We start from the raw sequence: 24,299 nt of genomic DNA on the forward strand, positions 1-24,299 counted from the left end.
CTGTGAACGGCCTGGACGCCCGGCTTCGTTAACCGTTCCGCCTCTTTTGCGGCAAGCCGTTGACACGCCGCCGCCCCGCAGGCAGAGTACGACCCCAAGCAGCGAGAATCACAATGCAAGACGCCATATTGACTGGTAGACCATGGGGGAGGTTGCGATGCGGGCGATGGTCCAGACCGGTTTCGGCGGCGCCGAGGTGCTGAGCCTGCGGCACCTGCCCGACCCCGAGCCGGGCCCGGCCGACGTGGTCGTCCGGGTGCACACCGCCGCCGTCAACCGCCTCGACCTGCTCCAGCGGCGCACCGCCCTGCTCCCCGGCTTCGAGCTGCCCCACGTCGGCGGCATGGACGTCGCCGGCCAGGTCGACGCCGTCGGGCCGCAGGTCACCACTGTACGCCCCGGAGACCGGGTGCTGATCGACCCGACCATCGGCTGCGGAGCCTGCGCCACCTGCAAGAACGGCCAACCGGGCTACTGCGCGACGCTGGCCGTGGTCGGCGGGAACCGCCCCGGCGGCTTCGCCGAGTACGTCACCGTCCCCGCCACCGTCGTACACCGGGTGCCCGCCCACGTCGACCTCGCCGAGGCCGCCGCGCTGCCCACCGCGTGGAGCCTCGGCTGGCACGCCGTGCACCGCGTCGGCGGGGTCCGCGCCGGGGAGTGGGTGCTGGTGCAGGCCGCCACGAGCGCGGTCAGCATCGCCGCCGTCCAACTCGCCCGCCGGGCCGGTGCCCGGGTGCTCGCGGTGGCGCGTACCGAGGCCAAGCGGGCCGTCGCCGCAGACCTCGGCGCGGACGTGCTCGACCTCGACGAGCACACCGTCGAGCGGGTGCTCGAACACACCGACGGCCACGGCGTCGACCTGGCCGTCGACCACGTCGGCACCGCCACCTGGGCCACCTCGCTGGCCAGCCTGCGCACCGGCGGCCGGATCGTGCTGCTCGGCAACACCACGGGCGACCAGGTCAGCTTCTCCCTCTCCGACGTCTACCGGCGGGGGCTGCGGCTGCTCGGGGCCGGGGCGTACCGGCCGGCCGACTTCGCCGACATGCTCGACGCCTACTTCACCGGCGGCCTGCGGGTGCTGCGGGGCGCGGAGTACCCGCTGGCCGACCTGGCGCAGGCGTACGCCCGGCAGGAGTCCGGTGACCTCGTCGGCAAGATCCTCGTCCGGCCATGACCACCACCGCGACGGCGCACACCGCCGACCCCCGCCCGGCGGACCTGCTGATCGTCGACGCCGAGATCGTCACCATGGCCCCCGACCGGGCGCTCGTCCCCGGCGGCACGATCGCCGTGATCGACGGCCGGATCGCCGCGATCGGCCCGGCGGCGACCCTGCGCGCGGCGTACCCGGGCAGCCCCGAACTCGACGCCACCGGCTGTGTGGTCGTCCCCGGCCTGGTCAACGCCCACCAGCACACCACCGCCGACCCGCTGGTGCGCAGCAGCATCCCCGACGACGTCCCGGCCCAGCAGGCGATCTTCGACTGGATCGTGCCGCTGCACGCCGCGGTCACCGGCGACGACGACGAACTGTCGGCCACCCTCACGGCCGTCGAGTCGCTCAGCTACGGGGTCACCACCCTGCTGGAACCCGGCACGGTGGCGCACCCGCTACGGGTCGCCGCCGGGCTGCGTACCGCCGGCATCCGGGCCCGGGTCGGCGGCTGGGGTTGGGACGCCGACGACGCGCCGTACGCCATGCCGGCCGCCGACACCCTCGCCGTGCAGGCCGAGACCGTCGCCGCCCTGGCCGGCGACCCGCTGGTCACCGGCTGGATCACCCTCGTCGGGCACGACCTGGTCAGCGACGCGCTGTTCACCGGGGCGGCGGACCTGGCCGAGCGGCTCGACGTGCCGATGACCTGGCACCTGTCGCCCGGCCCCGAGGACGCCGCCGCGTTCGCCGCCGCCGGCCGGGCCCGGCCCGTACGCCACCTGCGTGACCTCGGCGTGCTCGGCCCCCGGCTGCTGCTCGGCCACGCGGTGTGGCTCGACGACGCCGAGGTCGACGCGCTCGTCGAGACCGGCACCGCCGTCGCCTCCTGCCCGGGGGCCTACCTGCGGCTCGGTCAGGGCTTCACCCGGGCCGGCCGGCACACCGCGCTGCGTCGGGCCGGCGGCCGGCTCGCGCTGGGCTGCGACTCGCACAACGCCGGGGACACCCCCGACCTGTGGCGGGCCGCCCGACTCTTCGCCGGCCTGGAGCGGGACCGGGGCGTCCCCGACCCGCTGCGCGCCGACGAGGTCTTCGCCCTGGCCACCGTCGACGGCGCCGCCGCCGTCGGGCTCGGGGCGCTGACCGGCTCGATCGAGGTCGGCAAGGCCGCCGACCTGGTGCTGCTCGACACCCGGACCATCCCCTGGACCCCGCGCGGTGACCTGCCCACCCAGCTCGTCTGGGGTGCGGCCGGGCACACCGTCCGGGACGTTCTGGTCGACGGCCGGCTGGTGGTCCGCGACCGGCGGGTCACCACCGTCGACGTCGACGCCCTGCGCGAGGAGGCCGCCCAGCGTCGGGCCGCCCTGCTGCGCCGGGTCGGCATCGACATCCCCCCTCGCTGGCCCACCGTGCCAGCGACCGAGTTCTCCGCGCGCCGGTCCGTGCCGGGCGGCGCGCCGACCCCACGTGAAGGGAAAGCACCATGACAATGAGGATTGGTCGGGGTCCGGCGGCGCTGCTCGCCGGGGCGCTGGGGTTCGCCCTGGTCGGTTGCGCGAGCAACGACGCGACCGCGCCGTCGGCGGGAGGGTCGGCCAGCAGCGGTACGGCCCCCGCCGGGCAGCCCGACGCCAACGGTGACGGCAAGGTCGTCATCGGCGTGCTCAGCCCCGGCGACATCAACGACAACGGCTACTACGAGAGCTTCGTGGTCGGTGCCGAGAAGTTCGCCACCGAGAAGGGCTGGCAGGTCATCAAGCGCGGCAACGTGCCGCCGACCGAGGCGCTCAGCGCCGCCCGCGCGCTGTGTCAGCAGGGCGTGGACATGGTGGCGCTCGGGGCCTCCGAGCTCAAGGACGCCATCCCGGCCTCCGAGGAGCCGGTCTGCGCCAAGACCTCCTGGTACGTGCCGTCGTCGGAGAACATCCCGCAGACGCCGCGGGTGACGCTGTCCAGCGACGACCCCAACCAGAGCATGCTCGCCGCCGGGTACGCCACCGGCCTGGTCATGCAGGCCAAGAACGCCACCAAGGCCGGCTTCGTCACCGGCATGGAGGCCGACTTCTCGGTCAACGCCGCCAAGGCGTACAAGGCCGGCATCCGGATGGTGGTGCCGAACGCGACCCTGGTGACCACCTACACCGGTGACTTCAACGACTCGGCGAAGGCCCGGGAGGCCGTCCAGGCGCAGATCAGCCAGGGCGTCAAGGTCGTCTACCCGTACCTGGGCGGGGCCACCGACGCGGCGGCCAAGCTGGCCAACACCGGCGGCGCGCTCACCCTGACCCCGGGCACCGACCGGTGCGACTCGACCGACCCGCGCTTCGACATCTCGGTCATCTTCGACCCGGGCGCGTACTTCGCCGCCGCGCTGGAGCTGTTCGCCAAGGGTGAGATGACCCTCGGCACCACCAAGAAGTGGGAGCTGGGCAAGGACCCGTACCCGGCCGTCAAGATCTGCAAGCCGACCCCGGAGCAGACCCAGAAGATGGACGCCTTCGTCGCCGACGTGGCCAGCGGCAAGACCGACACCGCCGCGACGGTCGCCAAGCTCGGCTCCTGATTCCCGCTGCCCGACGACCAACGAGGTGAAACGGACTGTGGACGTTGACGACCAGCTGACGCCGGCTCTCACCCTGCGCGGAGTCAGCAAGCGTTACGGTCCGGTCGTCGCCTGCGACGCCGTGGATCTCGCCGTACGACCCGGCGAGATCCACGGCCTGCTCGGCGAGAACGGGGCCGGAAAGTCGACCCTGATGAAGATCCTGCTCGGGTTGGTGCACCGCGACGCCGGCACCATCACGCGCGGCACCGAACCGGTCGAGATCGACAGTCCGCAGGTCGCCGCCGACCTCGGGCTGGGCATGGTGCACCAGCACTTCAGCCTGATCGAACCGCTCACCGTCTGGGAGAACGTCATCCTCGGCGACACCGGGCGGATCGACCGGGCGGCGGCCTGCGCCCAGGTCGAGGAGGTGTCCCGACGGTACGGGCTGCCCATCGACCCGCACGCCCGCATCGACCGGCTCTCCGCCGGGGAACGGCAACGGGTCGAACTGATCAAGTGCCTGCGCCGTGACCCGTCCATCCTGATCCTGGACGAGCCGACCTCGGTGCTCACCCAGGCCGAGTCGGCGGAGCTGTTCACCGTGCTGCGCCGCGTGGTGCAGGCGGAACGGCGGGCGGTCATCCTGATCAGCCACAAGCTCGCCGAGATCATGGCGGCCACCGACCGGGTGACCGTGCTGCGGCGCGGCGCGGTCGCGTTCCACGGCGCGACGAAGGACACCACCGCCCAGCAACTCGCCAGGCAGATGGTCGGCCGGGAGGTGTCGTTGCAGTCCGAGAGCGCGGCGCTGGGCCTGCTACCCGTCGAGCGTCCCGAACCGGTCGAGGGCGTCGCCCCGGCGGCCGGGAACGCGACGACGTCGGAGCAGCCGGCGGCGCTGCGGCTGCGCGAGGTGACCCTGCTCGTCGGCGGCCTGCCGGTGCTGGACAAGCTCACCCTCGACGTCGCGCCCGGCGAGATCGTCGGCCTGTACGGGGTCGAGGGCAACGGCCAGGCCACCGTCGGTGAGCTGCTGTCCGGGCTGCTCGTCCCCGACTCCGGCACCGTCGAGCTCGACGGCCGGCCGGTCGACCTGGTCCGGCCCGGCGCGCTGCACACCGCCGGACTCGGCATCGTGCCCGAGGACCGGCACCACTCCGGCGTGGTGCTCGACATGAGCGTCGCCGAGAACCTGGTGATGAAGTCCCTCGCCGGGGTCACCTCACGCGGGGTGCTCAGCCGGCGCAGGATGCACCGGATCGCCCAGCGGCAGATGACCGAGTTCAACATCGTCGCGCCCTCGCCGGACACCCCGCTGCGCAGCCTCTCCGGCGGCAATCAGCAGCGGGTGGTGCTCGCCCGGGAGCTGTCCGCCGGGCCGAAGGCGCTGGTCGCCGCCCAACCCACCCACGGGCTGGACGTCGGCGCGATCGAAGACATGTACGTGCGGCTGCGGCAGGCCGCCGCGGAAGGGGTGGCGGTGTTGCTGATCTCCACGGAGCTGGAGGAGGTGATGGCCCTGGCCAACCGGATCGCGGTGATCTCCTCCGGCCGGATCGTCGGGGTGCTCCCCACCGCCGAGGCCACCGCCGAGCGGCTCGGCATGCTGGTCGGCGGGGTGAGTCACTGATGGCCACCCTCGGTATCGACGGCACCGGCCAGCGGCTGCTGCGCCGGCTCAACCCCGGCCCCGGCGGCTGGCAGGTCGGCCTCGCCACCGTCGCCACGGTGGGTGTCGCGCTCGGCCTGTCGGCCCTGCTGATCGCGGTCACCGGCGGCTCGCCGGCCGCCTCCACCAAGGCCCTCTACCAGGGCAGCATGGCCACCCCGGCGGCCTGGTCCACCTCCCTGCTGTACGTCGCGCCGCTGCTGCTGGTCGCCGTCGGGGCGTGTGTCAGCGCCCGCTCCGGCTTCTTCAACATCGGCCAGGAGGGGCAGGTGCTGATCGGCGCGCTCGCCGGCGCGTGGGTCGGCCTGCGGCTGGCCGTACCCGGACCGCTGCTGCTGGTCCTGGTGCTGCTCGCCTCGGTGGTCGGTGCCGGCGTCTGGGCCGGGCTCAGCGCGCTGATGTACCGGTTCCGAGGCGTCAACGTCGTGGTCAGCACGATGCTGATGACGTTCCTCGCCCAGCAGCTCATCTCGTTCGCGGTGAACACCCCGTGGCTGCTCCAGGAGTCCCGGCTCGGCCGGGGCACGCTGTCCCCGCAGTCCAACCCGGTGCCCGAGAACGCCCGGCTCGCCTCCCTCGGTGACTACCCGAACCTCCAGCTCAACGGGGGCCTGGTGCTGGCCGTCGTGGTGGCGGTCGTGCTGGCGCTGGTGATGGCGCGTACCCGGTGGGGTTTCCGGTTGAAGATGGTCGGTCTCAACCCGGCGGCGGCCCGGCACGCGGGCGTGCGGGTCGGCGCCCTCGGCGGCATCGCTCTCGCGATCTCCGGTGCGCTGGCCGGTCTGGCCGGCGCGCTGCTGCTGACCAGCCCGGTCGGCACCAACCGGTTGCAGCCGGGGATGTCGCTCAACATCGGTTGGGACGGCCTGCTGGTCGCCCTGGTCGCCCGGAACAACCCGCTGCTGGCCATCCCGGTGGCGGTGCTGTTCGGCGTGCTGCGGGCCGGCGGCAGCTTCCTGGCCGCCACCGGAGTGCCGTCGTTCCTGGTCGACGTGGTCAAGGCGCTGCTGGTGCTGGCGTTCGTCGCACCGCCGGTGGTGATCGGCATGCTGCGTCGACGCCGCCTGGCCGACCAGCCGGCGACCCCGACCAGCCCGACCACTCCGACCGCCACGGTGGCCTCGCCCGAGCCGACCGACCCGTCGGCCCCGGCCACCCCGACCGCGTCGGTGCCCGGCCCCCGCAGCACCGCGCCGGAACCGGCGGACCCCGGCGACGCCGGGCCCACCGGCACCAAGGACGCCATGGAAGGCAGGTTGGCATGAGCGCCGCCGACAACATCGCCACCATCCTCTCCAGCGGGGCCCGGCTCACCGTGCCCCTGGCCTTCGCCGCCTGCGGGGAGTACGTCGCCCAGCGCGCCGGCACCCTGAACATCTCCGTCGAGGCGATGATGCTCGGCGCGGCGTTCGGCTCGATCGCGGTCGCCAGCGCCACCGGCAGCGCCACCATCGGCCTGGTGGCCGGCGCGCTGGTCGGGGTCGCGGTGGCATTCGTGCACGGCATCCTGTCGCACCGGGTGCAGATCAACACGTTCGTCGTCGGCCTGGTGCTCAACGCGCTGGTGCTCGGCCTGACCAGCTACCTGATCACGGTGAGCACCTTCACCGGCCACCAGGTCTGGCAGGTGGACGTCCCGGTGCTGCGGGACATCCCGATCATCGGCCCGATGCTGTTCGTCCAACGCTGGCCGGTCTACCTGCTGCTGGCGGTGATCCCGCTGACCTGGTGGCTGGTCGAGCGCAGCCGGTGGGGGCTGGAGCTGCGGGCGGTGGGGGAGAACCCGCAGGCCGCCGACGTCAGCGGCATCGAGGTCAACAAGCGACGGCGGCAGGCACTGCTCTGGTGCGGGCTGCTCGCCGGGCTCGGCGGGGCGTACCTGGCCGTCGGCGAGGTCGGTTCGTTCAACCAGAACATGACCGCCGGCCGGGGCTACCTGGTCATCGCGGCGGTCATCTTCGGGGCCTGGCGGCTCGGCCGGACCCTGATCGGCTGTGTCGTCTTCGGCCTGGCCGACGCGATGCGGCTGGCGCTGCCGGCGCTCGGGGTCACCATGAACTCGCAGCTGCTGATCGCCGCGCCCTACCTGCTGGCCCTGCTGGCGATGCTGGTGTTCGCCACCGCCCACCGTGAACCCCGGGCGCTGGCCCAACCGTTCCAACGCGGCACCACCTGACGGGGGATTCCCCGACTCCGGTCCGCCCACACGGCGCAGCGGCCACCCTCCTCCGGTGGCGGTCGCTGCGCCGTGTGGGTCCTGGGTCGGCACCCGCCCGCCGTGGTGGCCGTGTCTCGTTGCGCACGAGGACCCGGGGGCCCACCGGGCGTACCATGACTTTTTGTCACGATCGGTCGTGACAGCGGGACACTTCCGCAGCGCCTCGCGCGCTTGATTGGCTGGTCAGGCATCACGGGAGTGATCCGGATGCGCCGCCGATCCGAAAGAAGAACCCATGCCAAAGCCCGTGCGGGTCGTGCTCACCACCCTCGGTGTCCTGGTCGCCGTGCCGGTGCTCCTGCTCGCCACCACCGCCGTGGTGAACGTCGTGGCGACGCGGTCGGAAGCCTCCTCGATCACCCGGTACGGGCAGCCCGTGCCCGTGGCCGGCAAGCGGATGAACGTGGTGGTCGCGGGGGCCGGCACCGAGACGATCGTGCTGCTGCCCGGCCTCGGCACCGCCGCCCCCGCGCTCGACTTCCAGCCGCTGATCACGGAACTCCAGCGCACCTACCGGGTCGTCGCGGTCGAACCGTTCGGCACCGGCCTGAGCGACCCCGCCGACACCGAGCGCACCGCCGCGAACATCACCGCAGAGGTGCACGCGGCGCTGCGGCACCTCGGCATCGACCGGTACGTGCTGATGGGCCACTCGATCGCCGGGATCTACGCGCTGACCTACGCCGCCAGCTACCCCGACGAACTCGTCGCCTTCGTCGGCATCGACAGCAGCGTCCCCGACCAGCCCGGTTGGGACGACCCGATCCCCACCGGCGTGATCGTCGGCCTGAGCAGGCTCGGCATCACCCGGGCGCTGGCGGCGATCACCGACGACCCGTACGCGGGCCTGCCCTACGACGAGCGGACCCGGGAACAGTTGCGGTTGCTCACCGCGAAGAACACGGCCGCCCCGACCATGGTCGACGAGATGGAGCACGCCCCGGCGAACTTCGCCGCCGTCGGCGGGAAGACCTTCCCGAAGGGCCTGCCCGTCCTGTTGTTCGTCCGGTCGAACGACACCGACGTGGCGGACTGGGTCGCCCTGCACGAGCAGCAGGCGGCGAGCGTCGACACCGGTGAGGTGGTCGTCCTGGAGGGCGACCACTACCTGCACCACACCCTGTCGCCGGAGATCGCCCAGCGGACCAGGGCCTTCCTGGCGGCCCGGTCGCTACGCTGAGCCGGTGACGGACACCTGGCAGGGTGCGCCGCGAGTGGCCGCCGACCTGCGGGCGATGCGCCTGTTCACGGTGCTCTCGCTGGGGCTGGGCATGCTGATCGGTGGCGTCGTGCAGGTGTTGCTCGGCGTCGGCGTGGCAGGCGGCTCCCGCACGGTCGTCCTGGTGGTCGCGACGACCGTCGCCGTCCTGGCCGGGCTCGCCGCGATTCCCCTGCTGCTGCGGGGCCCCGACGAGGTGCCGTCCGGCCATCCGCTCGTCCTGGTGCTGCTGGCGGTGTCCGGCGCGGTGTGGGTGCTGGCCGTCGTGCCGCCGTTCGCCGGCTGGGGGTGGGCGTTCACCCTGGCGATGGCGGGCGGGGTGCTCAGTTGTCTGGTCCGGGAACGGTTCCGGGTGACGGTGATCCTCGGCACCTGGGCCGCGATCGGTCTCGGCGGCCTGGTCGGCGTGCTGACCACGTCGCGCGTCGGGCCGCCGCCCGATGCGGCCGCCGACGCCATCGTGCTCAGCACCGTCGCGGTGTTCACGCTGCTGCCGCTGAGCGCGGTCTGGGTGCAGCAGGTGGTGCTGCGGCTGGAACACGCCCGCCGGCTCGCCTCCGACCTGGCGGTGGCGCGGGAGCGGCTCCGGTTCGCCGCCGACCTGCACGACATCCAGGGCCTTCCGCTTCTTCGCTATTTCGCCGATGTGGCGGTATCGAAACGACGCCGACCCCACAACATCGGCGACATTGAGTCGATCAGCACCTCCTGGAGGAATGCCGGTGGGAGCCGGCGACCACCAGGGTCGACCTGTTACAGGATGAACCCGGGCAGACCGGAGACCTGCGCCGGGACGCGTTACTTGCCGCCCTCGCGGAGCACCTGCCCGCCCAGATGGATCTCGCTGCGCCCGACCGGGTCGAGACGTGGGTCGGCCCGAGAGCCGGCCCGTCGCCGTCGCTGTTTCGCCCCTGTGGCGGTATCAGAGCGCTCTGATACCGCCACACCGGCACAACAGCGCCAACGACGGTCGCCGACGGCCGACCTCAGGGGCGGCGGCGGAGGGTGGGGTCGGTCAGCGCCGGCAGCCGGTAGCCGGCGTCGGCCGGGTTGACGTCGTGGCCCGGCTGGACCAGCGCGTCGATCCGGTCCAGCACGTCGGCCGGCAGCCCGGCCGGCTCCCCGGCGGGCAGTTGGCTGCGCAGCTGGGCGAGGGTACGCGGGCCGATGATGGCGCTGGTGACCGCCGGGTGGCTCAGCACGAACCCGAGCGCCAGGTCGATCAGCGTCAGGCCGCTCTCGTCGGCGAGCGTGGCCAGCTCGTCGACCAGGGCGAGCTTGCGGTCCCGGGCGGCGGCGTCGCGGAAGTCGAAGTGGTCGCCGTTGCGCCCGGCGCGGGAGTCCGCCGGTACGGCCGTCGACCGGTACTTGCCGGTCAGCCAGCCGCCGTTGAGCGGGCTGAACACCAGCACGCCGAGCCGGTACCGGGCGCTGGTGGGCAGGGCTGCGGCCTCGACACCCCGGGTCAGGACCGAGTAGCCGAGCTGTTCGGTGGTGAAGCGTTCCCGCTGCCGGCGTTCGGCCACCCACTGCGCCTCGACGATCTGCTCGGCGGGGAACGCCGAGGTGCCGATCATCCGGACCTTGCCCTCCCGGACCAGGTCGGTCAGCGCGCCGAGGGTCTCGTCGACGTCGGTGAGCGGGTCGGGGCGGTGCACCTGGTAGAGGTCGATCCAGTCGGTGCCCAGCCGGCGCAGGCTGCCGTCGACCGCCTGCCTGATCCAGCGGCGGGAGTTGCCGCGCCGGTTGCGGTCGTCCCCCATCGGCTCGTGGAACTTGGTGGCCAGCACGACGTCGTCGCGCCGGCCACGCAGCGCCCGGCCGAGGATCTCCTCGGACTCGCCGTGGGCGTACACGTCGGCGGTGTCGACCAGGTTGATCCCGGCGTCCAGCGCCTCGGCGACGATCCGGTGGCACTCCTGCTCGTCGGTGTTGCCCCAGGCGCCGAACATCATGGTGCCCAGGCAGAGGGTGCTCACCTCGACGCCGGTCGCACCCAGTCTGCGGTACTGCATGATCCGATCGTCCTCCCGTACGCGATGTGCCCCCCACGCTGGCACGCGGGCCGGGCACCGGCACCGTCCCGGCGCGTCGAACCCGGCGTGCCGGCTTTGTGTCCCCGGCACATCGACCCGGCCGCCGAACAGTGAATAGGCTGGTGAACGCGATAGTGATGGACATTTCGGTACGGTGGAGGTAACAGTGGCGACCGGCCTGACCCAAGCCCGATGGACGCATGTGGCGTTGCCTACCGGCGACCTCGACAAGGCGATCTCGTTCTACACCACGCTCACCCCGCTGGTGGTCGTGGAGCGGTTCGCCGACGCCGACGGCGAGAGCGTCTGGCTCTCCAACGACAAGCAGGTCGAGACCCCGTTCGTGCTGGTGCTCGTCTCCTTCAACAAGGACAAGGGCGGCCAGCTCGGCCTGCTGCACCCGTTCGCGCACATCGGCATCGAGGTGCCGCAGCGTTCGGACGTCGACGAGATCGCCGGGCGGGCCCGCGAGCTGGGTTGCCTGCACTGGGAGCCGCGGCAGATGCCGCCGCCGGTCGGCTACATCTGCGCGCTGAAGGACCCCGACGGCAACGTCATCGAGATCTCCCACGACCAGCAGGTCTTCGACACCGTGCGGCGTCGGTGGGGGAGCTGACCGCAGCGTCCACCCGCGCCGCCGTGCAGCGTTACCTGGCGGCGCTGAACGCCCACGACGCCGATGCCGTGGCCGGCTGCGTGAGCGTCGACTTCGTCAACGAGCACACCGCCGCCCTCGGCCGGACGGTGGTCGGCCGGGCCCGCTACCGGGCCCGGCTCGACGGCTTCCTGGCCGAGTTCGTCGACCTGCGCTACGAGGTGGAGGAGCTGCTCGCCGACGCCGACCGGGCGGCGGTGGCGTACCGGATGTCGTTCCGGCTGGCCTCGGCCGGCCGCGCACCGGTGCGCATCCGTGGCGTGTTCCGGTTCCGGGTCGACGCCGACGGCCTGATCGCCCACCGGGTCGACTACTGGGACAGCGGCGAGGTCCACCGCCAGCTCGCGGGAGCACCCGAACCGCCGCCCGTCCCCGGTTCGGGGGCGGGCGGCCCGGCGTAGCCGGCTTCCGGCTCCGGCGTGCGGTGGTGTCCGTGTCGCCGGATCCGGCCCGTGCTCGGTAGAGTTCGCCTTTCGGCGGACGGCGAGTGCGAGGTGGCGCGGTGACGGGCGGAGTCGACGAGTCGGCAGGTGACGCGCCGGCGATTCAGACCGTGCAGCGGGCCGCCACCATCCTCCAGGCGTTCTCGGTGGAGCGGCCCCGGCTCACCCTGGCCGAGCTGACCGCCGACCTGGCCATCAGCCGGGCCACCGCGCACCGGTACGCCCGCGCGCTGCGGGCGGCCAACCTGCTGCGCTTCGACACGGCCACCGCCACCTACACGCTGGGTCCGCAGGTGCTGGCGATGGAGGCCGCCGCCCGCGCGGCGCTGCCCATCGTCACCGCCGCCGAGCCGCACCTGGACCGGCTCACCCGGCTGACCAACCAGACCTCGGTGCTCAGCGTCTGGAACGGTGAGGCGCCGACGGTGGTCCGCTGCATGGACAACACCAGCGGTGACGTGCGGCTCAGTGTGCGCACCGGCTCGCCGTTGGATCTGCTCCGCTCGGCGCAGGGCCGGGTCTTCTGCGCCTACCTGTCGGCCGCCGAGGCGCCCGCGGTGGCCCGCCAGTTGCGGCTGTCGGCGGGCCTGCGGGCCGTCGTCGAGCAGGTCCGCCGGGACGGTTTCGCGGTCAACTCCCCGGAGGATTTCGGGGTACGCGTGCTGGCCGCGCCAGTGTTCGAGCGGACCCAGGTGGTGGCCGCCCTGGCGGTGCTGGGCACCAGCACGGCGCTGTCCGGCGCGGTGGAGGCCGCGGCGGCGGACAGCCTGCGGCTGGTGGCCCGGGAGTTGTCCGAGGCGCTCGGCGCGGGCTGACGCCCGCGGCCCGCCCGCCCGTCAGCGGTGACCGTTGCCGTTGAGGTGCGGATGGTGGCCGTTGCCGCCGCTGCCCAGCTCGGCGGTGACCAGGGCGGCGACGCGTTGCAGGGCGATGGCGAGCGGGCTGTCGGTGCCCTCGGGCACTGAGGTGGTGGTGCCGACGATGGCCATCGCGGCGATCAGGGTGCTGCCCCGGAAGATCGGCGCGGCGATGCTGCGGACCCCGTTGGCCGAGGGCGTGTTGGCCGAGATGCCGGTCCGCCGGATCTTCTCGACCTCCCGGCGCAGCTCGGCGGAGGCGGCGATCTCGTCGGCCAGCCCCGGGACGTCGGCCTCGGGGAGGAATGCGCAGAACACCCGGCCCTGGGCGGATTCGGTACGGGACAGCCGGGAGCCGGTCCGCACGCTGACCCGGATCACCCGGTCGGTGTTGTCGTCGGCGCGGACCACCACGGCGGTGTCGCCGTCCCAGACGCTGAGCACCACCGTCTCGTCGATCTCGCGGACGAGCTGCTGCATGCGCGGGCCGGCGATGCTGATCACCGGCATCGCCGCGCGGGCGGCGGCGGAGAGGGTCAGGATCTGCGGGCCGAGGGAGTAGAGTCCCTCCCGCTCGTCGTAGCGCAGCAGGTTGCTCTCCCGCAGCGCCTTGGTGTAGCGGTGCGCGGTGGCCTTGCTGGTGCCGAGGCTGGCGGTGAGTTCGTTGAGGCTCAGGCGCGGACGTGCCGCCGTGAACGCGTTGAGGATGACCGCCGCGCGCTGCACGGTCTGGATCGCCGGTGAGCTGGGGTCAGCGCTCTTGACCGGCGAAGGGGCATCGTCCGCCATCTGGATTCCTTTGTGCGCAGAGTGAGACAGTATCATGGCATATGACACGTCAGCCTGTCGATGCCTGCTGGTGGCGCAGCGCGATGTCCGCGTACAACCGGGCGAAACGCAGCAGTTCCGACAGGGCGTACCGGTCCCGTCGCGGGTCGGCCGGATCGGGCGGTAACGCCGGCGGGCCCAGCCGTACCGTGGGCACCCCCCGGGCGCGCAGCACCACCCCGTCGGTCGACCCGGTCCACCCGCGCAGCGGTGCCGGCGGCCGGCCGTACGCGGCGAGCCAGGCGGCGTCGGCGTGCCGGCAGATCGGCGCGGTGGGTGGGGTGGCCGCGGCCGGGTGCGCCGGATGGCCGGCCACCGCCAGCCCGCAGTCGGCCAGCGGGGTGTCGCGCAGCCGCCGGGTCAGGGTGGCCCGCAGCGCGTCGGTGATCTGCGTCGGATCGTCGCCGGGCACCGTGGTCAGGTAGAGGTGGAGGTCGACCACCCCGGGCAGCAGGTCGGGCTTGCCCGGCTGGCCGGCGCGGACCGCCCCGAGGCCCAGTTCCGCCCCGACCAGGGCGTCCGGGTCGGCCCGCCGGGCCAGATGTGCCCGGCGGAACTCCTCCAGCGCCTCGACGACCACGCCGAGGTGGGCGAGCAGTCCGCCGGGGGGTGTGGCGGTGTCCCGGAACAGCGCCGGGTGGAAGCCGCTGGACAGCCGTACCCGCAGGAACATCGCTCCCGGTTCGGCGGTGAGGATGCCCGGCGGGCTGGTCTTGGCCACGATCGCGGCGGCCGGCCGTGGCCGCCCGCGCAGGTGGTGCAGGACCCCGCCGGTGGTGGGGGCGGGCGCGACGCCGTCCTCCGGTCCGGCGGTGGGGTCGTCGCGGTGGGTGCCGGTGGCGGCGAGCAGCAGGGTCAGCCGGTGCGGCCGGCCGGCGGCCCGCAGGGTCTCGGCGGCGGCGGCGTAGCCGACCAGGGCGGCGGCTGCCGCCGCCCGCGCCACCGAGAGGCCGAACCCGCTGACCACCTCGCGGGCCGGGCCGGACAGCTCCAGCGCGGGGGCGGGGGAGTGCCGGCCGGTGATCGGGGCGTCGAAGTCGGTCCCGCCGGTCAGCGAGGTGTCCAGGTGTGAGTAGATCAGCAGTTCGGGACGGTCGCCCAGGTCGGAGCCGCCGACCAGGTTGGCGCTGTCGGGCGTGGTCGCCGTGCGCTCCAGCGGGTCGACCCGCCAGGGCAGCTCCGGCCAGCGGCCGGTGGCCCAGTCGGCGACCCGGTGCGCGGTGGCCCGCTCCCGGCCGTACGGGCTGGGCTGGGCGGTGAGCGCGGCCAGGGCGTCGACCAGGGTGGCCTCGTCGACCGCCCGCGCGGCGGCGTGGCGCAGGGGCGCCGGTACCTCGTCGTCCATCCGCTCCCTCTCGCCAGCGTGACTTCATTCAAGATGACGTCTCGTATGTTGACATACTCTGGGCTGGGTCTCTAGCGTGGCCTGACACCAAACGACATCGCCCCGCATCCGGCGACGTCGCGGAACGGGCCCCGCACCCCGGATCGGCTGCGCGCCCGGACCTGCCGCTGCGGCGCGGATGCGGCCGGCCGACCAAACCGCAGGAGGACCGATGACCTACGTGGTCACCGACGAATGTGTGGACGTACAGGATCGGTCCTGCGTCGAGGAATGCCCGGTGGACTGCATCTACGAGGGCGACCGGATGATGTACATCAACCCCGACGAGTGCGTCGACTGCGGGCGCTGCGAGCCGGTCTGCCCGGTCACCTCGATCTTCCACCTCGACGACCTGCCCGCCGACCGCGCCCGGTTCGGCCCGATCAACGCCGAGTTCTTCACCGAGATCGGCACCCCGGGCGGCGCCCGCAAGATCGGCCGGGTCGGCCACGACCACCCGGCCGTCGCGGAAAGCGCCGGCTGATGGCCGAGCGGCACGAGGTCGACCTCGCGATCATCGGCGCCGGCCCGGCCGGCCTCTACGCCACCTACTACGCCGGCTTCCGCGGGATGAGCGTGGCGGTGATCGACTCGCTGCCCGAGGCCGGTGGGCAGATCGCCGCCCTCTACCCCGAGAAGGCGATCTACGACATCGCCGGGCTGCCCGCCGTGCGGGGCCAGGAACTCGTCGACGCCCTGCTCACCCAGGCCGCCACCGCCAAGCCGACGTTCCTGCTCGGGCAGAGCGCGACCGAACTGACCTGCGCCGAGGACCACGTGCTGATCGGCACCGACACCGGCACCCAGGTCCGGGCGGCGGCCGTGCTGCTGACCGCCGGCATCGGCACCTTCACCCCCCGCGAACTGCCCGTCGGCAGCGGCCACCTCGGCCGGGGCCTGCGCTACTTCGTCCCCCGGCTGGAGGAACTCGCCGGGCAGGAGGTCGTGGTGGTCGGCGGCGGCGACTCCGCCGTCGACTGGGCGCTGGCCCTGGAGCCGTACGCCAGCAGCGTCACCCTGGTGCACCGCCGACCGCAGTTCCGCGCCCACGAACGCAGCGTCACCCAGCTGCACGAGTCGACCGTGCGGGTGCTCACCCCGTACGAGGTCAGCGGGGTCGACGGGGAACAGCACGTCGAGGCCGTACACCTGGCGGAGGTGCGCGGCGAGGGCCGGGAGACCCTGCCCGCCCAGGCGGTGGTCGCCGCGCTCGGTTTCATCGCCGACCTGAGCGCGATGGAACGCTGGGGTCTGGAGATGCGCCGCCGCTACGTCGCCGTGGACCGGTCGATGCGTACCAACCTGCCCCGGGTCTTCGCCGCCGGCGACATCACCGACTACGACGGCAAGGTACGGCTGATCTCGGTCGGCTTCGGTGAGGCCGCCGCCGCCGTCAACAACCTGGCCCCGCTGGTCAACCCGGCGCTCGGCACCGTCCCCGGCCACTCCTCGGACGCCGCATGACCGCCCCCGCGCCCACCGTCGCGCACCTCGTCGTCACCCGGTACGGGTTGGGCCGGATCACCGGCGACGACGTCGAACTGCTCGACCTGCCCGCCCCGGACGTGGCCGCCCTGCTGCGCGCCGGCCGGGGGCTCGCCCCCGCCACCGAGGCCCGGGTCCGCCGCCGGCTGCCGCTGGAGACGCTCGTCGGTGACCTGCGCCCACCGATGGCGAGCACCCGCGCGGTGTGGGGCGTCGGGCTGAACTACCACTGCAAGGCCCGGACCACCGGCCGGGCCCTGCCCACCCAACCGGTGCTCTACCTGAAGTCGCCCAGCGCCGGCTCCGGCCCGGAGGACACCGTGCCGCTGCCCGGCTCGGTCAGCAGCCAGCCCGACTACGAGGGCGAGGTGGCCCTGGTCGTCGGCGCGCGGATGCACCACACCCCGGCCGAGCGGGTCTGGGCGCACCTGGCCGCCGTCACCGCCGCCAACGACCTGACCGCCCGGGACGTGATGGCCGCCACGGGCAACCCAACCCTGGCCAAGAGCTTCCCCGGGTTCGGCGCCCTGGGCGCCTCGGTGCTCGGCCTGGGCGCGGTCGCCGACCGCGACGCCATCGGCGTCCGCACCACCGTCAACGGCGAGCTGCGCCAGCAGGCCAGCACCGCCGACCTGATCTTCCCGGTGCCCGACCTGCTCGCCTGGATCACCCGGTACGTGGTGCTGGAGCCGGGTGACGTGGTGCTCACCGGCACCCCGACCGGCACCGGCCAGGACCGGGGTTGCTTCCTGAGCCCCGGCGACCAGGTCGAGGTCACCGTCGCCGGGGTGCTGCCCCTGCGTACCCGGTTCCGTGCCGAGAGCCCGGACCACCCCGCGCCGGCCGCCGTCGACGCGTCGACCCACTCGCTTCGCACAGAGAGCCCGATGTCATGAGTGAGAATTCCGAGCGGTACGACCTGGTGCTGGCCGGTGGCCAGGTGTTCGACGGTCAGACCGGAGCCAGCCAGGTCGCCGACGTCGCGGTGACCGGCGACCGGGTGGCCCGGATCGCGCCCGGCCTCGCCGCCGCCGCCGACCGGGTGATCGACTGCGCCGGGCAGTACGTGCTGCCCGGCCTGGTCGAGGCGCACACCCACATCTTCGCCGAGGTCTCCAAGGTCGGCGCGCCGCCGGACGAGGCGCACCTGCACCGGGGCGTCGTCGCCGCCTGCGACGCCGGCACCGTCGGCGCGTCCACCTTCGCCGCGTTCGAGAAGTACGTCGCCGCGCCGGCCCGGATGCGGCTGGTGAACTTCCTCAACGTCTCGGTCCTCGGCCTGATCGACTTCCGGTTCGGTGAGCTGATCAACCCGGGCACGCTGGTCCCCGAGGACGCCCTGGCGGTGGCCGAGGCCAACCCGCACCGGGTCCGCGGTTTCAAGATCCGGCTCTCCGAGGACGTCGTCGGGTTGGACTGGCGTCCGCTGCTCAAGCGTTCCCTGGCGCTCGCCGGCGAGGCCGGCCTGCCGCTGATGATCCACATCGGGGAGACGCCGGAGCCGCTGCCGGTGATCCTGCCGCTGCTGCGCCCCGGCGACGTGGTGGCGCACTGCTACACCGGCAAGCCGTACGGCATCCTCAACGACGGCACCGTGCTGCCCGAGGTCCACGCCGCCCGCGAGCGCGGGGTGCTGTTCGAATCCGCCCACGGCAAGAGCAACCTCAGCTTCGCCGTCGCCCGCCCGGCGATCGAGCAGGGCTTCCTGCCCGACGTGGTCACCTCCGACACCAGCGCCCGCAACTGGCGCGGCCCGGTGTTCGACCTGGTCACCAGCATGGCCAAGCTGCGGGCGATGGGGATGACCCTGGAGCAGCTCGTGCCCCGGGTGACGACCGCGCCGGCCCGGCTGACCGGCCTGGACGCCGAGGGCTACGGCACCCTGGTCGAGGGCGGCCCGGCCCACGTCACCGTGCTGGCCGAGGCCGAGGAGGCGGTGCTCCCCGACGCCGCCGGCAACACGATCAGCGCACCCCGGCTGGACCCGGCCGTGGTGCTGCTCGCCGGTGAGCAGGTGCCGACCGTGCCGTGGCGCGGGCTGCCCGCCACCGGGGCGTGAGGCCCTGATGTCCGCCGTCGAGCCGGCCCCGCCGGCCGGGGTGCACGGCCACCGCGCCCGGCTGCGGGCGGCGCTGCGCGCCGGTGGGCAGCTCGCCGGCACCTTCGTCAAGCTGCCCGGGGCCGACGTGATCGCCCTGGCCGCCCGCTCCGGACTCGACTTCGTCGTGATCGACCTGGAGCACTCCGGCCTGGACGAGCGGACCGCCACCGACCAGCTCCGGCTCGCCGCCCTGGCCGGCCTGCCGGCGCTGGTCCGGGTGCCGGCCGTCGACCCCGGCCAGGTCAACCGGCTGCTGGAGGCCGGGGCCGTCGGGATCCAGCTGTCGACCGTGCGCCGCCGGGCCGACGTCGAGGCGTTGCGCTCGGCCAGCCGGTACGCCCCGCACGGGCGGCGCAGCATCAGCCTGGCGCACCCGTCGGCCGGGTACGGCGAGGACGGCCTGGACCGGTACCTCGCGGCGGAGGCCGAGCACCCGCCCGTACTGGTGGCCCAGATCGAGACGGCGACCACCGACGACCCGCTGCCCGCCCTGCTGGCCGGGGTGGACGTGGGCTTCGTCGGGACCACCGACCTGGCGGTGAGCCTGGGCCTGGCGACCACCGACGACCCGGGGCCGTTGTTGCGGCGTACCGGGGACATCGCCGCCGCGGCCCGCACGACCGGGACCCACCTCGGCGGCTGGGTGCCCGAGCGGTCCGCCGCAGCGCTGGACCGCTGTGGCCTGACCGACGCGCGCTACCTCGTCGTCGGTTCGGACCTGCACCTGCTCGGCACCGGCCTGCGTCGGCTCGCCGCACCCCTCTGACCCGCCCGAGAAGGGACGCGTTCACATGCTCAACCCGCAGCTCTACCGCGCCTCGGTCAACTGGGACGACATCCCGGCCACCGACGTCCGGCCCGGGGTACGCCGCAAGGTGTACGCCACCGACGAGGTTCTCTTCGCCTGGCACGAACTGGCCGTCGGGATGGACCTCAACCCCCACCACCACGACGACTTCGACCAGTTGGTACTGATCCTCGGCGGCCGGTGCAACTACTACGTCGACGGCGTGCCGCACCCGATGGGGCCGGGCTCGATGCTGCTGGTGCCGCGCGGCGCGGAGCACTACATCGAACCGACCGAGGGCCCGTGCATCAACGTGGACGTCTTCGCCCCGCCCCGGGCGGACTTCCTGCCGCACGCCTGGCGTCCCGGGCAGGGCTGACCGGCGATGACCGACATCGTGGTGGTGGGCAGCCTCAACGTGGACGTGGTGGTGCCGCTGCACGAGCTGCCCGCCCCCGGGCAGACCGTGCTCGGCGCGGCCGACCACCGGCGGGCCGGCGGCGGCAAGGGCGCCAACCAGGCCGTCGCCGCCGCCCGGCTGGGTCGCCGGGTGGCGATGGTCGGCGCGGTCGGCATCGACGCCGACGGCGACTGGCTGCTCGGGCTGATCGCCGCCGAGGGGGTGGCCACCGAGGCGGTGCTGCGCGCCCCCCGGCCCACCGGGCAGGCGATCGTGCTGGTCACCGCCGACGGCGACAGCACCATCGCGGTCAGCTCGGGGGCGAACATGTGGCTCGCCGCCGAGCACCTCGGCCCGCTGCGTGACCTGCTCGGGTCGGCGCGGGCGGTGCTGCTGCAACAGGAGGTCGACGCGGCGGTGGTGGCCGAGGCGGTCCGGCTGGCCGAGGGGCTGGTGGTGCTCAACCCCGCACCGGCCCGCCCGGTCGACCCGGCGACCCTGGCCCGGGTCGACGTGCTGGTGCCCAACCGGGGTGAGCTGGCCGCCCTGGCCGGTGCGCCGCCGACGGACGTCGGGGTGGACGGGCTGGCCGCGATGGCCCGGTCGCTGCGCACCCGGGGGCCGGTGGTGGTGACCCTCGGCGGTGACGGTGCGCTGGTGGTGACCACCGACCGGCAGTGGCTGATCCCGGCGGAGCGGGTCGACGCGGTCGACGCGACCGGTGCCGGGGACACCTTCTGCGCCGCCCTGGCCGACGCGCTGCTCGACGGCGCGGCGATCGACGAGGCGGCCCGGTGGGCGAGCCGGGCGGCAGCGGTGACGGTCACCCGGCCGGGGGCGATGGAGGCCGCACCCCGGCGTGTCGAGGTGCCCACCGCCGCCTGAAACCCCGCCCTGCTACGCCGGCCGGCGCGTCCCCGCCCGGTCCGGCTGCCGCCTTGGCTTGCGAACCTGCCGCCCGTCGCATGCTGCCTGTCGGCGACGGCGCGGCCCGGCTCCGGCCGGCTGCGCGCTGCCCCCGGCCTGTCCCGGTCGGGGGCAGCGGCGTGGCACCGCCGCTGCACCGGTGGCGTGAGCTGTCCGGCCCGGGGCGGCTCGGTGCCGCCCCGGGGCCGGGCGCGTCAGGGACCGGCCGGCAGGGCGGTCGGCGGTGGGCGGTCAGAAGTGGGCCGGGAAGTCGGCCTTGCGGATCAGGCAGTGGATGCCCTTCACCCCGTCGACGACCTGGCTCACCTCGAAGTCGCCGGCGGCGCTCAGGTAGGCCAGCGCGGTCTGCGGGGGCATGCCCTGGGTGCGGACGAGGAAGTCGACGGCGGCCCGGACGGCCCGCCGCATCGCCTCGTCGAGGTCGCTGTGCAGGCCGACCGGCAGCCAGTGGGTGGCGGTCTCGCCGAACGGCCCGTCGACGGCCCCGAGCAGGCCGGCGGCCTGCGCCCGGGGGATCACCGACAGCCGCAGGGTGGCCCGCAGCGGTGCCTCCAGGGCGGTCAGCGCCACCTCGCCGTCGCCCTGGGCGTAGTGCGGGTCACCGGCGTAGAAGCCCGCCCCGGGCAGCTGTACCGGCAGGTAGAGAGCCGAGCCGACCTGCAACTCGTTGATGTCGAGGTTGCCGCCGAAGGCGCCGGGCGGCACCGAGTGGACCGGCTCGTCGGTGTCCACGGCGACGCCCATCAGCCCCAGGAAGGGGGCGAGCGGGAAGCGGGCCGCCCGGCCGTCGCCGTACGGCAGGGTGCCGAACAGCCGGCCGCCGTGGTGGATCACCTCGGTGAAGTGGCTGACGGTGCCGTACTCCCGGGGGCCGTCGCCGTCCGGGCCGGTGTCGGTGGGGGTGAGCGGGTACTCCCCGGGCAGCGCGCCGTAGCCGTGCCGGCTGCTGATGAAGCCGTACGGGGCGCGGACGAGCAGGTCGAGCACCTCGATCCGGAGCAGGTCGCCGGGTTCGGCCCCGGCCACCGTGATCGGGCCGGTGACCACGTGCGGGCCGTCGGCGTCGTAGTCGTGGGCCACGTCGGAGGCGGCCAGGTCCCGGGCGTCGGTGAGCACCTGGTCGCTGGGCACGTCGAACTGCTTGAGGAAGCCGACCGGGTCGCGGCCCTGGTCCTCCAGGATGCCCTCGTGGCTGAGCGTGTCGATGGTCACGGTCTCCCCGGAGCCGACCCGGAGCACGGGTTCGTGCCGCCGGTTGGGCAACCGGCCCCACAGGCAGGTGTCGGGGGTGCTCGGCAGGTAGTGGGTTCCACCGATCGGGCCATCGTGCGGCTGGAGCATGACATCCTCCGGAAGGGGTGACACCGGCTGGCGGTGCGACGGGACGGCGCTGCCCGGTGCGGGTGGCCGGCGGCCGGCGACGGGATGCGCGGGCCGCGTCCGAGGGCCGGCGATCGGGGTCGGGCGGATCGGCCGGGCCACGTCGGATGCAGGGGATCGTGACCGGCGAAGCAACCGTTGCGTGTTGCGTTCGTATTAACAGCGAGTAACCCGGTGCCGGAGTCTGCCCTGCTCTTGACAGTTGCCATGGCCGAGTAGCAGCATCGTGTAGCGAGATGCTGTCTCGCATGACGTAGAAGGCGGTGAGGTGATGGCGCAGCAGACGCCGGTACGTCCGCTCGGTGCCACCGGTGACGGCGCGATGATCGACGAGGACTGGGAGGCGCTGCGGTTCCGGGTGCACCGCTCGGCGTACCGCGACCCCGAGGTGTTCCGGACCGAGATCGACCGGATCTGGAATCACACCTGGCTCTATCTCGGCCACGAGACCGAGATCCCGAAGGCGGGTGACTTCAAGACCCGCACCCTCGGCGGTCGACCGCTGATCTTCTGCCGGGACGCCGGGGGCCAGGTGCGGGCGTTCTTCAACGCCTGCACCCACCGGGGCACCGTGCTGTGCCGGCACAGCGAGGGCAACACGAAGTTCTTCCAGTGCTTCTACCACGCCTGGGCGTTCAGCAACTCCGGTGAACTGGCCGCGCTGCCCGGCGACGACGCGTACCCCGACGACCCGGCCTTCCGGGCGTCGATGGCCCTGCGCCAGGTGCCCCGGCTCCAGATCCACGAGGGGTTCGTCTTCGTCGCCTTCGACGCGGACGTCCCCGACCTGCTGACCCACCTCGGGCCGGCCGCGCACTACATGTCGCTGACCGCGAAGATCGGCGAGCACGGCATGACCACCCTGCCGGGCGTGCAGCTCTACAGCGTGAAGGGCAACTGGAAGCTCGCCGTCGAGAACGCGATGGACGGCTACCACTTCGCCCCCACCCACAACACCTTCGTCGGCTACCTGCGGGAGACCGGGTTCGCCGTCACCGACGACGACCAGTACGCCTACGACCTCGGCGGCGGCCACGGCCTGCTCGTGCTCACCGGGCACAACGGCCGGATCGGGATGGTCTGGGAACCCCGCTTCGGCGACGAGGAGAAGACCCGCACCGTCGCCAAGCGCCGCGAGCTGGAGGCCCGCCTCGGCCCCGAACTCGCCGCCGAGGTGGCCGACGCCAGCCGCATCCTGTTCGTCTTCCCCAACCTGCTGCTGTTCGACCTGGAGGCGCTGACCATCCGGCAGATCGAACCGGTCGCCGCCGACCGCACCGACGTGCGGGCGTGGCAGTTCGTCGAGGTCGGCGAGCCGGAGTCGGTCCGCGCGCTGCGGATCAAGACGATGGTCAGCTTCGTCGGGCCGGGCGGCCTGGCCACCCCCGACGACATCGAGGCGTACGAGGCGGTGCAGCGCGGCATCACCGCGACCGCCGACTCGGTCGACCCCGCCCACGACTGGAGCGACATGTCGCGGGGCATGGCCAACGAGAAGCAGGGCAACCAGGGCCGCTCGATCGACGAGGGCGCGATGCGCAGCTTCTGGCGGCGCTGGGCCGAGAAGGTCGGGGCGAGCACCAGCGTGGCCGGCGACCCGCCGGCCGGTACGCCCGCCGCCGGACCCGCCACGGGGGGTGCGGGCAAGTGAGCGCGTCGACGACGGCAGGCAGCCGTGGGGGAGTGGTCAGTGTGGCATCGCGCGAGGTGACCCGGGCCGAGGTGGAGGAGTTCCTCTACCGGGAGGCGCAACTGCTCGACGAGTGGCGGCTCGACGAGTGGCTCACCCTCATCGAGCCGGGGGGCCGGCTGGAGGTCCCGACCACCGACTGGGCCGGCTGGGACGCCACCACCGCCGGGTACTTCGTGGCCGACGACTACGAGCTGATCCAGGCCCGGGTCAAGCGGCTCAAGAGCCGCAAGGCGCACGCCGAGAACCCGCACTCGCGGACCCACCGGATGGTCTCCAACGTGCTGCTGCTGGAGGCCGGCGCGGAGACCGTCTGGATCAGCGCCAACTTCATCATCCACCGGTACCGCGACAACGGCGCCTACACCTACGTGGGCCGCTACGAGCACGTGCTCAAGGTCGACCCGGACGGGCTGCGGTTCCGGCTGCGCCGGGCCGTCCCGGTGATGGAGTCGATGGACCCCGGCGCCCGACTCAGCTTCATCCTCTGAGCCGGCCGCCATGATC

The 24,299-nt window shown here is 73.5% G+C and carries 24 protein-coding genes; 20 read left to right on the forward strand and 4 right to left on the reverse strand.

Features of this window, described 5'->3' with window-relative positions; genetic code table 11:
* The first annotated feature begins 157 nt into the window (after window positions 1–157).
* The 8 genes from ACN265_RS10790 to ACN265_RS10825 all read left to right on the forward strand — a co-directional run bounded on the left by ACN265_RS10790 (window position 158) and on the right by ACN265_RS10825 (window position 9,873).
* On the forward strand, window positions 158–1,180 hold the full coding sequence (locus tag ACN265_RS10790) for an alcohol dehydrogenase catalytic domain-containing protein (RefSeq protein ID WP_421407167.1): 1,023 nt from the start codon (window positions 158–160) through the stop codon (window positions 1,178–1,180).
* A complete protein-coding gene (locus tag ACN265_RS10795; protein WP_421407168.1) occupies window positions 1,177–2,652 on the forward strand; it encodes an amidohydrolase family protein in 1,476 nt (491 codons plus the stop codon). The genes ACN265_RS10790 and ACN265_RS10795 overlap by 4 nt, the downstream gene beginning before the upstream one ends.
* Window positions 2,649–3,728 (forward strand): BMP family ABC transporter substrate-binding protein, encoded by a 1,080-nt coding sequence (locus tag ACN265_RS10800; RefSeq protein WP_232377008.1) that lies wholly within the window; start codon window positions 2,649–2,651, stop codon window positions 3,726–3,728. The genes ACN265_RS10795 and ACN265_RS10800 overlap by 4 nt, the downstream gene beginning before the upstream one ends.
* Before the next feature lie 37 nt (window positions 3,729–3,765).
* Entirely contained in the window at window positions 3,766–5,343 is a 1,578-nt protein-coding gene (locus ACN265_RS10805) for an ABC transporter ATP-binding protein (protein ID WP_421407170.1), read from the forward strand.
* Window positions 5,343–6,647, forward strand: a complete 1,305-nt coding sequence (locus ACN265_RS10810; protein ID WP_420116885.1) for an ABC transporter permease — start codon at window positions 5,343–5,345, stop codon at window positions 6,645–6,647. Before ACN265_RS10805 ends, ACN265_RS10810 begins: the two co-directional genes overlap by 1 nt.
* Entirely contained in the window at window positions 6,644–7,558 is a 915-nt protein-coding gene (locus tag ACN265_RS10815; protein ID WP_357935900.1) for an ABC transporter permease, read from the forward strand. Before ACN265_RS10810 ends, ACN265_RS10815 begins: the two co-directional genes overlap by 4 nt.
* Before the next feature lie 277 nt (window positions 7,559–7,835).
* On the forward strand, window positions 7,836–8,780 hold the full coding sequence (locus ACN265_RS10820) for an alpha/beta fold hydrolase (protein ID WP_421407173.1): 945 nt from the start codon (window positions 7,836–7,838) through the stop codon (window positions 8,778–8,780).
* A 4-nt stretch (window positions 8,781–8,784) separates the two neighbouring features.
* Window positions 8,785–9,873, forward strand: coding sequence for a hypothetical protein (locus ACN265_RS10825; protein ID WP_421407174.1), 1,089 nt, complete (start codon window positions 8,785–8,787; stop codon window positions 9,871–9,873).
* Here ACN265_RS10825 and ACN265_RS10830 read toward each other — a convergent pair.
* Window positions 9,806–10,834 (reverse strand): aldo/keto reductase, encoded by a 1,029-nt coding sequence (locus ACN265_RS10830; RefSeq protein ID WP_421407176.1) that lies wholly within the window; start codon window positions 10,832–10,834, stop codon window positions 9,806–9,808. The two genes, ACN265_RS10825 and ACN265_RS10830, sit on opposite strands and share 68 nt — an antisense overlap.
* 223 nt (window positions 10,835–11,057) lie before the next feature.
* Here ACN265_RS10830 and ACN265_RS10835 point away from each other — a divergent pair, with 223 nt between their 5' ends.
* The 3 genes from ACN265_RS10835 (at window position 11,058) to ACN265_RS10845 (ending at window position 12,768) form a co-directional block, all read left to right on the forward strand.
* Window positions 11,058–11,471 (forward strand): VOC family protein, encoded by a 414-nt coding sequence (locus ACN265_RS10835; protein ID WP_240762839.1) that lies wholly within the window; start codon window positions 11,058–11,060, stop codon window positions 11,469–11,471.
* The gene (locus tag ACN265_RS10840) at window positions 11,459–11,911 is read left to right on the forward strand and encodes a nuclear transport factor 2 family protein (protein WP_245855058.1); all 453 of its coding nucleotides are present in this window, start codon (window positions 11,459–11,461) and stop codon (window positions 11,909–11,911) included. Before ACN265_RS10835 ends, ACN265_RS10840 begins: the two co-directional genes overlap by 13 nt.
* Window positions 11,912–12,012: 101 nt before the next feature.
* The gene (locus tag ACN265_RS10845) at window positions 12,013–12,768 is read left to right on the forward strand and encodes an IclR family transcriptional regulator (protein WP_158224267.1); all 756 of its coding nucleotides are present in this window, start codon (window positions 12,013–12,015) and stop codon (window positions 12,766–12,768) included.
* A gap of 21 nt (window positions 12,769–12,789) precedes the next feature.
* Here ACN265_RS10845 and ACN265_RS10850 read toward each other — a convergent pair whose 3' ends face one another.
* The gene (locus tag ACN265_RS10850) at window positions 12,790–13,599 is read right to left on the reverse strand and encodes an IclR family transcriptional regulator (protein WP_204923209.1); all 810 of its coding nucleotides are present in this window, start codon (window positions 13,597–13,599) and stop codon (window positions 12,790–12,792) included.
* A gap of 49 nt (window positions 13,600–13,648) precedes the next feature.
* Window positions 13,649–14,983, reverse strand: a complete 1,335-nt coding sequence (locus ACN265_RS10855; RefSeq protein ID WP_421407177.1) for a hypothetical protein — start codon at window positions 14,981–14,983, stop codon at window positions 13,649–13,651.
* Between the two features lie 211 nt (window positions 14,984–15,194).
* Between ACN265_RS10855 and fdxA the strand changes: the two genes are divergently transcribed.
* From fdxA to ACN265_RS10890, 7 genes are read left to right on the forward strand one after another with little or no spacing between them, the layout of a single operon-like run.
* Window positions 15,195–15,506: a ferredoxin gene (gene fdxA, locus ACN265_RS10860; protein WP_204923207.1), complete on the forward strand. Its 312-nt coding sequence runs from the start codon at window positions 15,195–15,197 to the stop codon at window positions 15,504–15,506.
* The gene (locus ACN265_RS10865; protein ID WP_421407179.1) at window positions 15,506–16,486 is read left to right on the forward strand and encodes an NAD(P)/FAD-dependent oxidoreductase; all 981 of its coding nucleotides are present in this window, start codon (window positions 15,506–15,508) and stop codon (window positions 16,484–16,486) included. Before fdxA ends, ACN265_RS10865 begins: the two co-directional genes overlap by 1 nt.
* Window positions 16,483–17,403, forward strand: a complete 921-nt coding sequence (locus tag ACN265_RS10870) for a fumarylacetoacetate hydrolase family protein (RefSeq protein ID WP_421407180.1) — start codon at window positions 16,483–16,485, stop codon at window positions 17,401–17,403. The genes ACN265_RS10865 and ACN265_RS10870 overlap by 4 nt, the downstream gene beginning before the upstream one ends.
* Complete coding sequence (locus ACN265_RS10875; RefSeq protein WP_420116734.1) at window positions 17,400–18,566, forward strand: hypothetical protein; 1,167 nt, start codon at window positions 17,400–17,402, stop codon at window positions 18,564–18,566. Before ACN265_RS10870 ends, ACN265_RS10875 begins: the two co-directional genes overlap by 4 nt.
* A gap of 7 nt (window positions 18,567–18,573) precedes the next feature.
* Window positions 18,574–19,374, forward strand: a complete 801-nt coding sequence (locus tag ACN265_RS10880; protein WP_421407182.1) for an aldolase/citrate lyase family protein — start codon at window positions 18,574–18,576, stop codon at window positions 19,372–19,374.
* Window positions 19,375–19,399: 25 nt separating this feature from the next.
* On the forward strand, window positions 19,400–19,774 hold the full coding sequence (locus ACN265_RS10885; RefSeq protein WP_421407185.1) for a cupin domain-containing protein: 375 nt from the start codon (window positions 19,400–19,402) through the stop codon (window positions 19,772–19,774).
* 6 nt (window positions 19,775–19,780) lie between these two features.
* Window positions 19,781–20,680 (forward strand): ribokinase, encoded by a 900-nt coding sequence (locus ACN265_RS10890; RefSeq protein WP_421407187.1) that lies wholly within the window; start codon window positions 19,781–19,783, stop codon window positions 20,678–20,680.
* Between the two features lie 273 nt (window positions 20,681–20,953).
* On the opposite strand, the gene ACN265_RS10895 is transcribed toward ACN265_RS10890, so the two are convergent.
* Window positions 20,954–22,063, reverse strand: coding sequence for an acetamidase/formamidase family protein (locus ACN265_RS10895; RefSeq protein WP_420117634.1), 1,110 nt, complete (start codon window positions 22,061–22,063; stop codon window positions 20,954–20,956).
* 310 nt (window positions 22,064–22,373) lie between these two features.
* Between ACN265_RS10895 and ACN265_RS10900 the strand changes: the two genes are divergently transcribed.
* On the forward strand, window positions 22,374–23,753 hold the full coding sequence (locus ACN265_RS10900) for an aromatic ring-hydroxylating oxygenase subunit alpha (RefSeq protein ID WP_420117635.1): 1,380 nt from the start codon (window positions 22,374–22,376) through the stop codon (window positions 23,751–23,753).
* Window positions 23,754–23,794: 41 nt separating this feature from the next.
* The gene (locus ACN265_RS10905) at window positions 23,795–24,283 is read left to right on the forward strand and encodes an aromatic-ring-hydroxylating dioxygenase subunit beta (RefSeq protein ID WP_158224284.1); all 489 of its coding nucleotides are present in this window, start codon (window positions 23,795–23,797) and stop codon (window positions 24,281–24,283) included.
* Window positions 24,284–24,299: the final 16 nt, after the last annotated feature.

The organism is Micromonospora sp. WMMD730, from assembly GCF_049178955.1.
Lineage (GTDB): Bacteria > Actinomycetota > Actinomycetes > Mycobacteriales > Micromonosporaceae > Micromonospora > Micromonospora wenchangensis.

Coding starts and splice junctions, on each gene's coding strand:
- ACN265_RS10790 (WP_421407167.1), top strand. CDS start 158: ATGCGGGCGATGGTCCAGACCGGTTTCGGCGGCGCCGAGGTGCTGAGC.
- ACN265_RS10795 (WP_421407168.1), top strand. CDS start 1,177: ATGACCACCACCGCGACGGCGCACACCGCCGACCCCCGCCCGGCGGAC.
- ACN265_RS10800 (WP_232377008.1), top strand. CDS start 2,649: ATGACAATGAGGATTGGTCGGGGTCCGGCGGCGCTGCTCGCCGGGGCG.
- ACN265_RS10810 (WP_420116885.1), top strand. CDS start 5,343: ATGGCCACCCTCGGTATCGACGGCACCGGCCAGCGGCTGCTGCGCCGG.
- ACN265_RS10815 (WP_357935900.1), top strand. CDS start 6,644: ATGAGCGCCGCCGACAACATCGCCACCATCCTCTCCAGCGGGGCCCGG.
- ACN265_RS10820 (WP_421407173.1), top strand. CDS start 7,836: ATGCCAAAGCCCGTGCGGGTCGTGCTCACCACCCTCGGTGTCCTGGTC.
- ACN265_RS10830 (WP_421407176.1), bottom strand. CDS start 10,834: ATGCAGTACCGCAGACTGGGTGCGACCGGCGTCGAGGTGAGCACCCTC.
- ACN265_RS10850 (WP_204923209.1), bottom strand. CDS start 13,599: ATGGCGGACGATGCCCCTTCGCCGGTCAAGAGCGCTGACCCCAGCTCA.
- ACN265_RS10855 (WP_421407177.1), bottom strand. CDS start 14,983: ATGGACGACGAGGTACCGGCGCCCCTGCGCCACGCCGCCGCGCGGGCG.
- fdxA (WP_204923207.1), top strand. CDS start 15,195: ATGACCTACGTGGTCACCGACGAATGTGTGGACGTACAGGATCGGTCC.
- ACN265_RS10865 (WP_421407179.1), top strand. CDS start 15,506: ATGGCCGAGCGGCACGAGGTCGACCTCGCGATCATCGGCGCCGGCCCG.
- ACN265_RS10870 (WP_421407180.1), top strand. CDS start 16,483: ATGACCGCCCCCGCGCCCACCGTCGCGCACCTCGTCGTCACCCGGTAC.
- ACN265_RS10875 (WP_420116734.1), top strand. CDS start 17,400: ATGAGTGAGAATTCCGAGCGGTACGACCTGGTGCTGGCCGGTGGCCAG.
- ACN265_RS10880 (WP_421407182.1), top strand. CDS start 18,574: ATGTCCGCCGTCGAGCCGGCCCCGCCGGCCGGGGTGCACGGCCACCGC.
- ACN265_RS10885 (WP_421407185.1), top strand. CDS start 19,400: ATGCTCAACCCGCAGCTCTACCGCGCCTCGGTCAACTGGGACGACATC.
- ACN265_RS10890 (WP_421407187.1), top strand. CDS start 19,781: ATGACCGACATCGTGGTGGTGGGCAGCCTCAACGTGGACGTGGTGGTG.
- ACN265_RS10895 (WP_420117634.1), bottom strand. CDS start 22,063: ATGCTCCAGCCGCACGATGGCCCGATCGGTGGAACCCACTACCTGCCG.
- ACN265_RS10900 (WP_420117635.1), top strand. CDS start 22,374: ATGGCGCAGCAGACGCCGGTACGTCCGCTCGGTGCCACCGGTGACGGC.